The organism is Mycobacterium sp., assembly GCF_049585075.1.
Taxonomy (GTDB): Bacteria; Actinomycetota; Actinomycetes; order Mycobacteriales; family Mycobacteriaceae; genus Mycobacterium.
In genome coordinates, this window is sequence record NZ_JBAUZA010000496.1 from 1 (window position 1) to 14,555 (window position 14,555).

At 64.1% G+C, this 14,555-nt stretch carries 13 protein-coding genes, 2 tRNA genes and 1 pseudogene; 13 read left to right on the forward strand and 3 right to left on the reverse strand.

From position 1 onward, the window contains the following. From WB785_RS23260 to WB785_RS23270, 3 genes are all read left to right on the forward strand, one after another. Positions 1–572, forward strand: a 572-nt coding sequence (locus WB785_RS23260) for a DsbA family protein (RefSeq protein ID WP_424082226.1), incomplete at its 5' end; no start/stop codon positions are given. Between the two features lie 99 nt (positions 573–671). Then, positions 672–1,151, forward strand: a complete 480-nt coding sequence (locus WB785_RS23265; protein ID WP_424082227.1) for a ribose-5-phosphate isomerase — start codon at positions 672–674, stop codon at positions 1,149–1,151. Between the two features lie 6 nt (positions 1,152–1,157). Next, positions 1,158–1,964, forward strand: a complete 807-nt coding sequence (locus WB785_RS23270) for an Fpg/Nei family DNA glycosylase (RefSeq protein WP_424082229.1) — start codon at positions 1,158–1,160, stop codon at positions 1,962–1,964. Between the two features lie 5 nt (positions 1,965–1,969). Here the strand turns inward: WB785_RS23270 and WB785_RS23275 are convergent, their stop codons facing one another. Both WB785_RS23275 and WB785_RS23280 read right to left on the reverse strand, forming a co-directional pair. Further along, complete coding sequence (locus WB785_RS23275) at positions 1,970–3,154, reverse strand: serine hydrolase domain-containing protein (RefSeq protein WP_424082246.1); 1,185 nt, start codon at positions 3,152–3,154, stop codon at positions 1,970–1,972. A gap of 145 nt (positions 3,155–3,299) precedes the next feature. Beyond that, positions 3,300–3,370, reverse strand: a tRNA-Gly gene (locus WB785_RS23280). A 127-nt stretch (positions 3,371–3,497) separates the two neighbouring features. Here WB785_RS23280 and WB785_RS23285 point away from each other — a divergent pair. The 4 genes from WB785_RS23285 (at position 3,498) to clpP2 (ending at position 6,380) form a co-directional block, all read left to right on the forward strand. Then, a tRNA-Pro gene (locus tag WB785_RS23285) sits at positions 3,498–3,571 on the forward strand. Positions 3,572–3,636: 65 nt separating this feature from the next. Beyond that, positions 3,637–5,046 carry a trigger factor gene (gene tig / locus WB785_RS23290; RefSeq protein WP_424082231.1) on the forward strand — a complete coding sequence of 470 codons (1,410 nt, stop codon included), beginning with the start codon at positions 3,637–3,639 and terminating at the stop codon, positions 5,044–5,046. Positions 5,047–5,142: 96 nt separating this feature from the next. Continuing rightward, entirely contained in the window at positions 5,143–5,748 is a 606-nt protein-coding gene (locus tag WB785_RS23295) for an ATP-dependent Clp protease proteolytic subunit (RefSeq protein ID WP_424082233.1), read from the forward strand. Then, complete coding sequence (gene clpP2 / locus WB785_RS23300) at positions 5,745–6,380, forward strand: ATP-dependent CLP protease proteolytic subunit ClpP2 (protein WP_424082235.1); 636 nt, start codon at positions 5,745–5,747, stop codon at positions 6,378–6,380. The genes WB785_RS23295 and clpP2 overlap by 4 nt, the downstream gene beginning before the upstream one ends. 26 nt (positions 6,381–6,406) lie before the next feature. Here clpP2 and mmuM read toward each other — a convergent pair whose 3' ends face one another. Beyond that, positions 6,407–7,318, reverse strand: coding sequence for a homocysteine S-methyltransferase (gene mmuM / locus WB785_RS23305; RefSeq protein ID WP_424082248.1), 912 nt, complete (start codon positions 7,316–7,318; stop codon positions 6,407–6,409). 265 nt (positions 7,319–7,583) lie between these two features. Here mmuM and clpX point away from each other — a divergent pair, with 265 nt between their 5' ends. The 6 genes and pseudogenes from clpX to WB785_RS23335 all read left to right on the forward strand — a co-directional run bounded on the left by clpX (position 7,584) and on the right by WB785_RS23335 (position 13,810). Next, positions 7,584–8,867 (forward strand): ATP-dependent Clp protease ATP-binding subunit ClpX, encoded by a 1,284-nt coding sequence (gene clpX / locus WB785_RS23310; RefSeq protein WP_424082237.1) that lies wholly within the window; start codon positions 7,584–7,586, stop codon positions 8,865–8,867. A 123-nt stretch (positions 8,868–8,990) separates the two neighbouring features. After that, positions 8,991–9,266 (forward strand): annotated as a pseudogene (locus tag WB785_RS23315) (hypothetical protein); the annotation flags it as partial. Between the two features lie 298 nt (positions 9,267–9,564). Beyond that, a complete protein-coding gene (locus WB785_RS23320; RefSeq protein ID WP_424082239.1) occupies positions 9,565–11,544 on the forward strand; it encodes a 2-oxoacid:acceptor oxidoreductase subunit alpha in 1,980 nt (659 codons plus the stop codon). After that, on the forward strand, positions 11,544–12,623 hold the full coding sequence (locus WB785_RS23325) for a 2-oxoacid:ferredoxin oxidoreductase subunit beta (RefSeq protein WP_424082241.1): 1,080 nt from the start codon (positions 11,544–11,546) through the stop codon (positions 12,621–12,623). The genes WB785_RS23320 and WB785_RS23325 overlap by 1 nt, the downstream gene beginning before the upstream one ends. 1 nt (position 12,624) lies before the next feature. Continuing rightward, positions 12,625–13,257: a molybdenum cofactor guanylyltransferase gene (gene mobA / locus WB785_RS23330; RefSeq protein ID WP_424082243.1), complete on the forward strand. Its 633-nt coding sequence runs from the start codon at positions 12,625–12,627 to the stop codon at positions 13,255–13,257. Between the two features lie 427 nt (positions 13,258–13,684). Continuing rightward, positions 13,685–13,810 carry a hypothetical protein gene (locus tag WB785_RS23335; RefSeq protein WP_424082244.1) on the forward strand — a complete coding sequence of 42 codons (126 nt, stop codon included), beginning with the start codon at positions 13,685–13,687 and terminating at the stop codon, positions 13,808–13,810. Positions 13,811–14,555: the final 745 nt, after the last annotated feature.

Here is a 14,555-nt window from a genome sequence, read left to right on the forward strand (position 1 = left end):
TGTGCCCGTGGGCGTGGATCAGCTCGCGCTGGATCTTGGAGGTGGAGAAGGTCCGTGACATCGAGGTCAACTTCCGGGTCATGAGCCTGGCGGTGCTCAACGAGAACCGCGAGGGCCTGCCTGACGAATACCGCGAACGGCTGGCGAAGGCCTTCGGGCCGGTGCGCGTGGCGATCGCTGCCGAGCAGGCCCACGGCGCCGAGGTGCTCGCACCGCTGTACACCGCGATGGGCACCCGCATTCACAACGAGGACAACAAAGACCTCGACGACGTGATCAAGCAGTCGCTGGCCGAGGTGGGCTTGCCGGCCGAGCTGGCCGATGCTGCGAACACCGATGCCTATGACGACGCGCTGCGCAAGAGCCACCACGCCGGGATGGACGCCGTCGGCGAAGACGTCGGCACGCCGACCATCCACGTCAACGGGGTGGCGTTCTTCGGCCCGGTGTTGTCGAAGATTCCGCGCGGCGAGGAGGCCGGCAAGCTGTGGGACGCCTCGGTGACCTTCGCGGCCTACCCGCACTTCTGGGAGCTCAAGCGGACCCGTACCGAGAAGCCCGAATTCGACTAGACCAGTCGGGCGGCGACCCGCTGCGCCCGGCTCGCCGCGCTTGCGATCGCCGCGGCCCCGCATTGCGCCGGTGAGCACCGGCAGGTAAGGATTGCGGGCATGCGCGTCTACCTCGGCTCTGACCATGCCGGATTCGAGCTCAAGCAGCAGATGATCGACCACCTCAAGAAGACCGGGCACGAGCCAATCGACTGCGGGGCCTTCAGCTACGACGCCGAGGACGATTACCCGGCGTTTTGCATCGACGCGGCTACACGCACGGTGGCCGACCCGGAAAGCCTCGGGATCGTGCTGGGCGGGTCTGGCAACGGTGAGCAGATCGCGGCAAACAAGGTGCCGGGGGCACGTTGTGCGCTGGCGTGGAGCGTCGAGACGGCGACGTTGGCCCGGGAGCACAACAACGCCCAGCTGATCGGGATCGGCGGCCGCATGCACACCGTTGAGGAGGCGCTGTCCTTCGTCGACGCTTTCCTGACCACGCCATGGTCGAAAGCCCAGCGCCACCAACGGCGCATCGACATACTCGCCGAATACGAACGCACTCACCAGGCCCCGCCAGTACCCGGCGCGGTGGGTTAAGACGGCGTGCCCGAAGGGCATACCCTGCATCGACTGGCCCGGCTGCACCAGCGCCGTTATGCCGGTGCGCCAGTGGCGGTCTCGAGCCCGCAGGGTCGGTTCGAAGCGGCGGCAACCGCTGTCGACGGCCAGGTGTTACAACGTGCCAGCGCGTGGGGCAAGCATCTATTCCATCACTATGCCGGCGGCTCGATCGTGCATGTGCACCTCGGCCTGTATGGGACGTTCACCGAATGGCCACGGCCGCTTGATAGTGCGATGCCACCTCCGGTCGGGCAGGTGCGGATGCGAATGGTCGGTGCCGAATACGGCACCGATTTGCGCGGCCCGACGGTGTGCGAACTGATCGACGAGGCGCAGGTTGCCGATGTGGTGTCCCGGCTCGGACCTGATCCGCTTCGTCGCGACGCCGACCCGACGTGGCCGTGGACACGAATCACCAAGTCGCGCAGGCCAATCGGAGCGCTGCTGATGGACCAGACGGTGATCGCGGGCGTCGGCAACGTGTACCGTAATGAGCTGCTATTCCGCCATGGCATCGACCCGTATCGTGCCGGCCGGGCGATCGGTGAGGCCGAGTTCAATTCCGCATGGACCGATCTGGTTGCCCTGATGAAGATCGGTTTGCGCCGCGGCAAGATCATCGCCATCCGGCCCGAACATGACCACGGTGCGCCGTCTTACGGCCCCGGCCGGCCGCGCACTTATGTCTACCGGCGTGCCGGGGAGCCGTGCCGGGTGTGCGGGACCACGATCCGCACCGCCGAGTTGGAAGGCCGAAACGTCTTCTGGTGTCCGACCTGTCAGACCTAATGCAGTCAGTCCTTCTTGACCCCGAGTGCCGCATAGATCTCATCACTGAGCGCCACGCTGCGCGGGTCGGCGTTTGCCTTGGTCTCGTCGAAGCGGTTCATCACATACGCATAGCCGATCCGGTGTTCGAGGTCGACGAAGCCGAACGAGCCGCCCAAGCCGCCGTGGCCGAAGATGCGTGGGTTGGGGCCGTTGACGCAGCGCTGGTTGAGCATGTAGCCCAGCCCCCACCCGTGGTCGGCGACGCGCCGACCGAGGACCAGATCGGTGTCAAAGCCGCCCTGCGACACACGGATCAGATCCATGTGCCGACGGCTGAGCAGTTGCTCCTGCGCTAACGCGTTATAGAAGGTCGCCAGTCCCAGCGCTGAGACCTGCGCGTTAGTGCCCGGAAACTCGACCTCGCGCCACAACTCAAGATCGTTGGAGCCGACTTCGTCGTCCGCTGCGAATCCCATCGACACGGCCAGGCCGGCCTTGGGGTGTTCGGCCAGCGTGGTGGGATAACCAGGCGCGTTGACGTCGGCGAGCATTTGGCGAATGGTCGGCTTCTCCAGCAGATCGGCGCAGCGGCGTTGTTCATCGCGCGACAAGCCGATGTGCAACTCGGCGCCCAGTGGCTCGGCGATCTCGGTGCGCAGGTAGTGACCGACCGTGTGACCGGTGACGCGGCGGAACACCTCGCCGAGAATGAAGCCGAACGTGGTCATGTGATAGCCCTGCGCGGTGCCCGGCTCCCACCATGGCTCGGCGGCGGCCAGCCGTTCACAGACCAAATCCCAGTCCGTGACCTGCTGCCAGGGCAGTCGTTTGCGAGGCCCGATCACGCCCGACCGGTGGTTCATCACCATGGCGATGGTGATGGCCTCCTTGCCGGCCTGCCCGAACTCGGGCCAATAGTGGGCTACCGGCGAATCCAGATCCAATTCACCGCGCTCGACCAGTTGATGGACACAGGTGCTGGTCAGGCCTTTTGTACCGGATAGCACGGTGGCCAGCGTGTCCACCCGCCACGGCCGGGTACCGGCGGCGTCGGCTGTACCGGCCCACAGGTTAACGACCAGCTCGCCGCCCACCCAGGCCGCGACTGCTGCACCGACCTCGCCGCGCAGCACAAAGTTCTGCTCGAACGCGGCGCGTACCCGCTCGAAGCGGGGTGCGCATGAGCCTTGGATATCGACGGCGGCTATGGCGCCTGTGTGCTGAATTTGTCGGCCTCCTCAGCCTCCGGACTTGGCCCAATCGGCCGCCGGCTGCACGTGTCGGCCTCCGGGGGTTCGGCGGCCTGCTCAGCCCTCATAGCGTAGTCCGCCGTCGTGCCAAGTGCGCGGCTTGAGCGGGCGACGGGAATCGAACCCGCGTAGCTAGTTTGGAAGACTAGGGCTCTACCATTGAGCTACGCCCGCGTGCATTTAGTCGAGCGCGACTGTACGTCGCGGCAGACATCAAATCCAAATGATGCAGTCCCGTTACTTCGTTGCGAGGCCGCTACGGGCGGCGCGGGGCTTGGCCGTAGGATCGTCGAGGTCACCGCGGGGTGTAGCGCAGCTTGGTAGCGCATCCGCTTTGGGAGCGGAAGGCCGCAGGTTCAAATCCTGTCACCCCGACCGGCACGCCCCAGCCAACGGGCATCGACAGTTGAACACCGCGAATACGACCGAGGAGCAAACCCGTGAAGAGCACTATTGAGCACCTGAGCCCCACCCGGGTTCGCATCAACGTTGAGGTGCCTTTCACGGAGCTGCAGCCCGACTTCGATCGGGCCTACAAAGAAATGGCCAAGCAGGTGCGGCTGCCGGGTTTTCGTCCTGGCAAGGCACCGGCCAAGCTTCTCGAGGCGCGCTTCGGCCGCGAGACGATGCTCGATCAGGTCGTCAACGAGGCGCTGCCCAGCCGCTACGGCCAAGCCGTCACCGAATCCGATGTGCGGCCGCTAGGCCAGCCCGACATCGAGGTCACCAAAAAGGAGTACGGCGAAGATCTCGTCTTCACCGCCGAAGTCGACGTCCGGCCCGAGATCACGCTGCCGGACCTGAGCGCACTGAAAATCACCGTCGATCCGATCCAGGTCAGCGACGAGGACGTCGACTCCGAACTGCAGTCCTTGCGTGCCCGGTTCGGCACCCTTACCGGAGTCGAGCGGCCCGCCGCGACCGGCGACTTCGTCTCGATCGACCTGTCGGCCACCATCGACGGCGAAGACCTGCCCGAGGCGGCGACCAAGGGACTGTCACACGAGGTCGGCTCCGGCCAACTCGTGGACGGTCTCGACGACGCGATCGTCGGTCTGTCGGCCGGGGAAAGCCGGACCTTCACCACCACGATGGCAGCCGGCCCGCACGCCGGGAAAGACGCCGAGGTCACGGTGACGGTCGGCACCGTCAAGGAACGCGAACTGCCCGAGCCCGACGACGAATTTGCCCAACTGGCAAGCGAATTCGACACCATCGATGAGTTGCGCGCCAACCTGTCCGATCAGGTGCGCCAGGTCAAGCGCGTCCAGCAGGCGGAGGAGATCCGCACCGCCACGCTGGATGCCCTGCTCGACCAGGTCGAAATGCCGTTGCCGGAAGCGATCGTCCAGGCCCAGGTGGACAACGCCGTGCACAACGCGCTGCACAGCCTGAATCACGACCAGGCCAAGTTCGACGAAGCGCTCGAAAAGCAGGGCAAGTCGCGGGAAGAGTTCGACGCCGAAACCCGAACGAACGCCGAGAAGGCCATCAAGACGCAACTGCTGCTGGACGCACTGGGCGATGACCTCGACGTCCAGGTCGCCCAGCAAGACATCACCGAACGGTTAGTGATGACGTCGCGGCAGTATGGCATCGAGCCCCAGCAGTTGTTCAGCTACATGCAGCAAAACAACCAGCTGCCGGCGATGCTCGCCGACGTGCGCCGCGGGCTGACCATCGCCGCGGCGGTCGAGGCGGCGACGGTCACCGACAGTGACGGAAACGTCGTCGACACCACCGAGTTCTTCGGCAAGCGCCCCGAGTCGGAAGACGGGGAAGATGAGATTGACGCCGACGACCTGGAAGCCTCGGCTTCGTCCGAGGAGCTATTGGGCGACACAAAGTGACGCTGTGAGCGAACGCGGGGGCTTCGGGGAGTGTCCGGCGGCCAGGGTTGGTTAGTGTCGGTGAATACGGAACCGAAAGAAAGCAGGTAACCGACTGTGAGCCGTGGGACTGAAATGCGCGCGAGCGCGCAGGGTCTGAGCCTCGTCGACTCGGTCTATGAGCGTTTGCTCTCCGAGCGAATCATCTTCCTGGGGTCGCAGATAGACGACGACATCGCCAACCGGCTCTGCGCGCAGATTTTGCTGCTCGCGGCCGAAGATCCCAACAAGGACATCTCGATATACATCAATTCGCCGGGCGGATCGATCAGCGCCGGCATGGCGATCTACGACACGATGGTGCTGGCGCCGTGCGACATCGCCACTTATGGGATGGGGATGGCCGCGTCGATGGGCCAGTTCCTCCTGGCCGCCGGCACCAAGGGCAAGCGTTACGCGTTGCCGCACGCCCGCATCCTGATGCACCAGCCGTTGGGCGGGGTGACCGGTAGCGCCGCCGATATCGCCATTCAGGCCGAGCAGTTCGCCGTCATCAAGCAAGAGATGTTTCGGCTCAACGCCGAATTCACCGGCCAGCCGATCGAGCGCATCGTGGCGGATTCGGATCGCGACCGCTGGTTCACCGCCCAGGAGGCCCTGGAATACGGGTTCGTCGACCACATCATTACCCGCGCCGAGACCAACGGAGCCCCAGCACTATGAACCCCGAACTTCAGCCCCAAGCGCGCTACATCCTGCCGTCGTTCGTCGAGCACTCCAGTTGGGGTGTTAAGGAGTCGAACCCGTACAACAAGCTGTTCGAGGAGCGCATCATCTTCCTCGGAGTCCAGGTCGACGACGCGTCGGCCAACGACATCATGGCCCAGTTGCTGGTGCTGGAGTCGATGGATCCCGACCGCGACATCACCATGTACATCAATTCACCGGGTGGCGGTTTCACCTCGCTGATGGCGATCTACGACACGATGCAATATGTGCGGGCCGACATCCAGACCGTGTGTCTGGGCCAGGCCGCCTCGGCCGCGGCGGTGCTGTTGGCCGCCGGAACACCGGGTAAGCGGTTGGCGCTGCCCAATGCTCGGATCCTGATCCATCAGCCGTCGTTGTCGGGGGTGATCCAGGGCCAGTTCTCGGACCTGGAGATCCAGGCCGCCGAGATCGAGCGGATGCGCACGCTGATGGAAACCACCTTGGCCCACCACACCAACAAGGACGCCGCGGTAATCCGCAAGGACACCGACCGGGACAAGATCCTGACCGCCGAAGAGGCCAAGGACTACGGGATCATCGACACCGTGCTGGAGTACCGGAAGCTTTCGGCGCAGACGGCGTAATTGCCCGGGTCGCGCGGATCGACCGGCTAGCTGAGGGCAGCCGCCAAATCCGCGATGTCGGTGGGCCGCACGCGGCAGCACCCCCCGATAACCCGCGCACCTGCTGCCATCCACTGCACGGCCAACATCGGCGAGAACCGCGATGGCCCAACCCAACTGCGCCGAGCGGCATCCCAGCGCTCGCCGCTGTTGGGATACACGATCACCGGTTTGCCGATTTCTCGGGCCGACCGGATCGCGGGCAGCACATCGTCGGGTGCGCAGCAGTTGACCCCGACCGCGACGATCTCGGGGATTCCGGCCGCCACGGCGAATGCGTCGCTTAACGGCTGACCGGCGCGGGTGTGTGCGCCGTCGATGGTGTAGCTGAGCCAGGCCGGCACACCGAGCGACCGGACCAGATTCACCAGCGCCTCGGCCTCGTCGACGTCGGGGATGGTTTCCAGGGCCAGCACGTCGGCGCCGGCGTCTGCCAACACTTCCAGCCGGGGCCGGTGCCAGTCCTCCAGCTGCCTAACGCTGAGCCCGTAGCGGCCGCGGTATTCCGAGCCATTCGCGAGGGCGGCGCCGTAGGGGCCTACCGACGCGGCCACCCAGCGCTGTTTGGTGGGCGACCCGTCCCCCGCCAGCGGGAGGTGCCCCCAGCGCCCGGCTTCGTCGCGTGCGCCGTTGGCGAGCTCGACGCTGCGCCGAAGCAACCGGGCGGTGTCGTCACGGCAGATTCCGCTGGCCGCGAACGCGTCGAAGGATGCCTGATAGCTGGCGGTGGTCGCGATCATCGCTCCGGCGCGGTAGAAGGCCGCGTGTACCGCGGCGATTTCCTGCGGGGCGTCCACGAGCAGCCGGGCCGACCACAACGCGTCGGATAGATCATGACCACGTGCTTCAAGTTCGGTGGCCAGGCCCCCGTCGGCGATCAACGCGCTATCCTCGGGCACGGCGAATCCCACAGGCCTAATCTAGGGCCGCCGAGCTTGTCCGCCTCTCAGTCGCGTAACAGCCGCGACACGCCAGGGACACGGTGGCGCGTTCCGGCAAGCGGGGGACCGCCTCAGGCGATATGTTCGCAGCAGACATCCACGAATATCACCGACGCGATTCGGCTCTAACGGTCGCATCGCTGTAGAGCAAGCGGGTAGCGTCGGGAAAATACACGCGGCATAGCACGATCGAGACGTTGAACAGGAAGTAGGCCCCCAGCACATGGCGCGCATCGGAGACGGCGGTGACCTCCTAAAGTGCTCGTTCTGCGGAAAGAGCCAGAAACAGGTCAAAAAGCTAATTGCGGGTCCCGGCGTATACATCTGCGATGAGTGCATCGATCTATGCAACGAGATCATCGAAGAGGAACTCGCCGACGCCGACGACGTCAAGCTTGACGAGCTGCCAAAGCCCGCCGAGATCCGCGACTTCCTAGAGGGCTACGTCATCGGCCAAGACACCGCCAAGCGGACGCTGGCCGTCGCGGTCTACAACCATTACAAGCGGATTCAGGCTGGTGAAAAGGGACGTGATTCCCGGTCAGGCGAACCCGTCGAGCTGACCAAGTCCAACATCCTGATGCTGGGACCCACCGGATGCGGTAAGACCTACCTGGCCCAAACGCTGGCCAAAATGCTCAACGTGCCGTTCTCCATCGCCGACGCCACCGCGCTGACCGAAGCCGGTTACGTCGGTGAGGACGTGGAAAACATTCTGCTCAAACTGATTCAGGCCGCCGACTACGACGTCAAGCGCGCCGAAACCGGCATCATCTACATCGACGAAGTCGACAAGATTGCCCGTAAGAGTGAGAACCCGTCGATCACCCGCGACGTCTCCGGGGAAGGCGTTCAGCAGGCGCTGCTGAAAATTTTGGAGGGCACCCAGGCGTCGGTCCCCCCGCAAGGCGGCCGCAAGCACCCGCATCAGGAGTTCATCCAGATCGACACCACCAACGTGTTGTTCATCGTTGCCGGTGCGTTCGCCGGGCTGGAGAAGATCGTCTCCGACCGGGTCGGCAAGCGTGGTCTGGGGTTTGGTGCCGAGGTGCGTTCCAAGGCCGAAATCGACACCACCGACCACTTCGCCGAAGTCATGCCGGAAGACCTGATCAAATACGGGCTGATCCCAGAATTCATCGGCCGGCTGCCGGTGGTCGCGTCGGTGACCAACCTGGACCAGGACTCGCTCGTCAAGATCTTGTCCCAGCCCAAGAATGCTCTGGTCAAGCAGTACACCCGGCTGTTCGAGATGGACAACGTCGAGCTCGAGTTCACCCAGGACGCGCTGGAAGCCATCGCCGAGCAGGCGATCCACCGCGGCACCGGAGCTCGCGGCTTGCGCGCGATCATGGAGGAAGTCCTGCTCCCGGTGATGTACGACATCCCCAGTCGTGACGACGTCGCCAAGGTTGTCGTGACCAAGGAGACCGTGCAGGACAACGTCCTGCCGACGATCGTGCCGCGCAAGCCGGCCCGCACCGAGCGCCGCGACAAGAGCGCCTAGCAATACTCTCGGTCGTTCGGTAACCGTTGAGTGCCGACGCCGCTCACACAGTTCTGCGGCGAACCGCACGCGCGCTGGATTTACTGAACTTCTTGTTGGCTGACGTCCGCGACGGCTTGGGCCGTGGTGCAGGATCTGACGCACGGGACGGGGCGGTTCAACGTCAGCCTGGGTGCGCTGACCACAGCGTGGGGGATCGGCGCGGCGCTTTCGAACATCCTCGCCGGGTGGATTGTGGTGGTCGCCAGCTACGACGTGGCTTTCAGCTCGCTGGGCGCGCTTGCCGGTGTGGGCTTAGCGCTGTATTTGGTTGCTATGCCCGAAACCGGGCCTAATGCCGCGACCGCTCCGGAAAATCCAGTCGGAAGCGCCTCCCCCAAAGGGGGGAGGCGAGGGTGAGACAAGCCGCTAGCAAATGTTACCGGCGCGTAGTTTCGATTCTTAGACTTCGTCTGCCAGCAAAAGTGACGAACACCACACTTCGTCGCAAGATTCGCCAATCGCGTGTGTCTGACCTCGCATTTTGACCGAGTGGCGGTAACCTGACGGTGTGTATCGGCGTAACTGAATCCCTAAGAAGAGTGCAATAATCGGTACTGCAAGTGACATAAAAACCCAGCCGGGGGATCACTGAAGGCGATACGCACCGGTAGCTGCAGCGTGCCCGTGCGGTGAAACAGCGATGGAAGGCGGGGACGTGGGTCCGAACGACAACGGAGCCAGGTCAGAATCTCACCCAGATTCACACCGAGCCGATGCCGCGCTGCCCGAACCGCAAAAGCGGGAGAAACTAGAACAAATCGTCATCCGGTTCGCCGGAGACTCCGGCGATGGCATGCAGCTCACCGGCGATCGGTTCACTTCCGAGGCAGCGCTTTTCGGTAATGATCTGGCGACCCAACCGAACTATCCGGCCGAGATCCGCGCGCCGCAGGGCACGTTGCCCGGCGTCTCGTCGTTCCAGATCCAAATCGCTGACTACGACATCCTCACCGCCGGTGACCGGCCGGACGTGCTGGTCGCGATGAACCCGGCGGCGCTGAAAGCCAACATCGCCGACCTGCCCATTGGTGGGCTGGTGATCGCCAACTCCGACGAATTCAGCAAGCGCAACCTGGCCAAAGTCGGCTATCAGGACAACCCGCTGGACACTGGGGAACTGTCCGACTACAAGGTCGAGGCGGTCCCCATGACAACGCTGACGCTGGGCGCCGTCGAGGTCATCGGCGCGTCGAAGAAAGACGGCCAGCGCGCCAAGAACATGTTCGCCCTCGGCCTGCTGTCATGGATGTACGGGCGGCCGATCGAAACCAGCGAGCAATTCATCAGGGAGAAATTCGCGCGCAAGCCCGACGTCGCCGAGGCCAACGTGCTGGCACTGAAGGCGGGGTGGAACTACGGAGAAACCACCGAGGCCTTCGCTGTCACCTACGAGGTGTCGCCGGCCAAGCTGCCCGCGGGGGAATACCGACAGATTTCCGGCAACACGGCACTGGCTTACGGCATCGTAGCCGCCGGTCAGCTGGCCGACATTCAGGTCGTCCTCGGCAGCTATCCGATCACGCCGGCGTCGGACATTCTGCATGAGCTTTCCAAGCACAAGAACTTCAACGTGATCACCTTCCAGGCGGAAGACGAGATCGGCGGGATCTGCGCTGCGCTGGGCGCCTCTTACGGCGGCGCACTCGGGGTCACCAGCACATCGGGACCCGGGCTGTCGCTGAAGTCCGAGGCGCTTGGGCTGGCCGTGATGACCGAGCTGCCGTTGCTTGTCATCGACGTGCAACGAGGCGGCCCGTCGACCGGCCTTCCGACCAAGACCGAGCAGGCCGACCTGCTGCAGGCGCTCTACGGCCGCAACGGGGAGTCACCGGTCGCGGTGCTGGCGCCGCGGTCACCGTCGGACTGCTTTGAGACCGCTCTGGAGGCTGTACGCATCGCGGTGTCGTACCACACCCCGGTAATCCTGTTGTCGGACGGAGCAATTGCCAATGGCTCGGAGCCGTGGCGAATCCCGGATGTCAGTGAACTGCCATCGATCAAGCATGTCTTCGCCGACCCCGACGAGCCGTTCCAGCCCTATGCTCGCGACCCTGAAACCCTGGCTCGCCAATTCGCCGTGCCGGGTACTCCGGGGCTCGAACACCGCATCGGTGGGTTAGAAGCCGCCAACGGTTCGGGTGACATCTCCTACGACCCGGCCAACCATGACCTGATGGTGCGGTTGCGCGAGGCCAAGATCGACGGGATCTCTGTTCCTGATCTGGAAGTCGATGATCCGACCGGAGACGCCGAACTACTGCTGATCGGGTGGGGCAGTTCCTACGGTCCGATCGGCGAAGCTTGCCGGCGTGCGCGGCGCCACGGCATCAAGGTCGCGCATGCCCATCTGCGGTATCTCCGACCATTCCCGGCCAACCTGGGCGAGGTGCTGCGGCGTTATCCGCAGGTTGTGGCGCCGGAGATGAACTTGGGTCAGCTGGCGCTGCTGCTTCGCGGCAAGTATCTGGTCGACGTGCAGTCGGTTAGCAAGGTGCAAGGCGTCTCGTTCCTGGCCGACGAGGTGGGGCGCGTGATCCGCGCCGCGCTGGGCGGGACACTGGCCGAAATCGAGCAAGACAAGACGATGGTCGCGAGATTGGCGGCGGCCACGGTAGGAGCGGGAGCGGGAAGCTAATGACTGACCTGATCGGCGTGGATCTCGGGCTGCCGGATGTGCTCACCAAAAACCATGGTGTGCCCACCACCGACCAGCCACAGAAGGCCAAGGACTTCACCAGTGACCAGGAAGTCCGCTGGTGCCCCGGCTGCGGCGATTACGTCATCCTCAACACGATCCGCAACTTTCTGCCCGAGCTGGGGTTGCGCCGCGAAAACATCGTCTTCGTCAGCGGCATCGGATGCTCGAGCCGGTTCCCGTACTACCTGGAAACCTATGGCCTGCACTCGATCCACGGCCGTGCCCCGGCGATCGCGACAGGTCTGGCGCTGGCGCGTGAGGACCTCTCAGTCTGGGTCGTCACCGGCGACGGGGACGCGCTGTCGATCGGTGGCAACCATCTGATCCACGCATTGCGCCGCAACGTCAACATCACCATCCTGCTTTTCAACAACCGGATCTACGGACTGACCAAGGGGCAATACTCGCCGACGTCCGAGGTCGGCAAGGTCACCAAGTCGACGCCGATGGGATCGCTTGACCAACCGTTCAACCCGGTGTCGCTGGCGCTGGGCGCCGAGGCGACTTTCGTCGGGCGGGCGCTGGACTCCGACCGCAACGGCCTGTCTGAGGTTTTGCGTGCGGCGGCCCAGCATCGCGGGTCCGCCATAGTCGAAATCTTGCAGGACTGCCCGATTTTCAATGACGGTTCTTTCGACGCCCTGCGCAAAGAGGGTGCCGAGGAACGGGTGATCAACGTCCGCCACGGTCAACCGATCATCTTCGGCGCCAACGGCGAATACTGCGTGGTGCGATCCGGGTACGGACTCGAGGTGGCCAAGACCGCCGACGTCAGCGTCGACGAGATCATCGTCCACGACGCGCACTTGGCCGATTCGGCCTATGCGTTCGCGCTCTCGCGGCTATCCGAACAGAACCTCGAGCACACCGTGATGGGTATCTTCCGCCAGGTGAGTCAGCCGACCTACGACGACGCGGCCCGGGCACAGGTCCACGCCGCGCAGGAGTCCAAGGCGGCCGACCGTGCCGCGTTGCAATCGCTTTTGCACGGGCGCGACACCTGGACTGTGAACTGAGGTGACGCCCACGGCTGAGCCGGCTTCGTTGGCCGGTGTGGTGTTGGCTGGGGGAGCGTCGTTACGAATGGGCCGGGACAAGGCCACTATGGCGGTTCCCGCGGAACTTCTTGGCTCCCAGGATGGCTCCGAAACTCCGATCACGATGGTCGAGCGGGTAGTCAGCGTTGTCCGGAAGCGGTGTCAGCCGGTTTTCGTCGTCGCGGCGCCGGGCCAACGCCTGCCGGAATTGCCGGCCCAGGTCGTGCGCGACGACGTCCGCGGGCTTGGTCCGCTGCTTGCCACCGGTCGCGGATTACACGCCGCCGCAGCGGCCGGCGCGAGGCGAGCTTTCCTGTGTGCCACCGACATGCCGTTGCTGAGCGCTGATTTGATCGACCTGCTCGAAGAGCGCGCGGTCGAACTGGACGCCGACGTGGTGTTGCCATGGGATGGCCGCGATCACTATCTGGCAGCGGTGTACCGGACCGAACTGGCCGCGCAAGTCGATGCGCTGATCGCGGCCGGCGAGCGGAACATGCGCTCGTTGGTCGATCGGGTGGATGCGCAACGAATCGTGATACCCGAGTCCCGATCACTGGCCAACGTCAACTCCGCGGCCGACATGCGCACACTGCTGCGGGCCGGGCGCTAGCGAGTCGCCGCGGTTTACGCGGGTCCAGTTTCATTCTTGCGAACGATCTCTAGCAATTATCCGATAAATAATCGCGCGTCCCAAAATTTAAATGACAATAAACGTTGCTCAATATTGCTCGAGATAATTCCACCGAAATTCGAACGATTAGTGCTCTAATTGGCAGGCGGCGATAGTTCATTCAATTTTTGCGTCGTGTCCGTATTGCCTTGGGGCAGCGCATGTTTGAGGTCTCGACTTATTGGGTGACGGCTCGCCAAGGCTCACTGTACCCGATGGCGAAACTGGATATTCGGGCCGCGTCCGGCAAAGGGGTGTGCGGACCGCTGGCCAGTTGCGCACAGCCGGATCGTCATCGCGCTGCGGCCTCCATCGACGGCGGCCGACCACAAGGAGACACGACGAAATCCGCTGCCGGATAGCCTTATTGACCACTGACTCTTCGTATGACCGCGTCGGCCACGCGGTGCAGGCCGATCACCTGGTTAACTCTCAAGCCGTCGCGGCGTTCTGGGATGGGTTGATGAAAAGCCTTGGGCTGAACGGATATTGATGTTCTCGACCAGCGGCAGCGGACTGACGGCGAAACGGGACGACCAAAGTCGTCTGCGCTCGGTCAGCTAACACCAAGATCGGGACACCCCGCACACCAGAAGGTGATGGTCGAACCGTGCTTGAAATCGATCGGTTGAGCCCTGACAAACGCGTGGCGCAGTTCACAAAAATTGCGTGATTTGGCTCACGGATACACTCCCGCACTGCCCGCTGGACGTGGGCGGAAAACGCCGACGCGACCTGCGAAGTCAATTAGCTGACACGGTCTTAATCGGCCTGTTATTGGTTCGAGATACCGGCGTGTCTCGATATGACGAATCCATTTCGGTCTCGTACGGTCCGTGTCGGCCAGAAAAAGGCAAAAAAATCGAATCCACGGACCCGCGTGTGAGCGGGGGCTGCGGACGGCGACGACGCCGCCGTGTCGCCGTCGGGCAGCAGCCCGGTCGGTGGCTCACGCCCTCGCTGTCGTGCCCGAACGAGACGGCACGGCTCGAAACAACAAACCCGCCTGGACACAGGCAGCTGCCCATATCGCTGGGCTTGCTTCGGCGCGCGCACCCGCGAAAGGAACGATGTTGAAGAACGTCCGCCAGACGCTCATTATGGCGGGGATCGCAGGTTTCCTCGCCGCGGCGCCGACCGCGCCGTTCATCGCCACCGCCTATGCGGAAGGCGAAGCATGGGACGCGAACGCCGCCTTCGGCACGGCACCCGAGGCGCCCGCTCCGGACGCCCCGCCT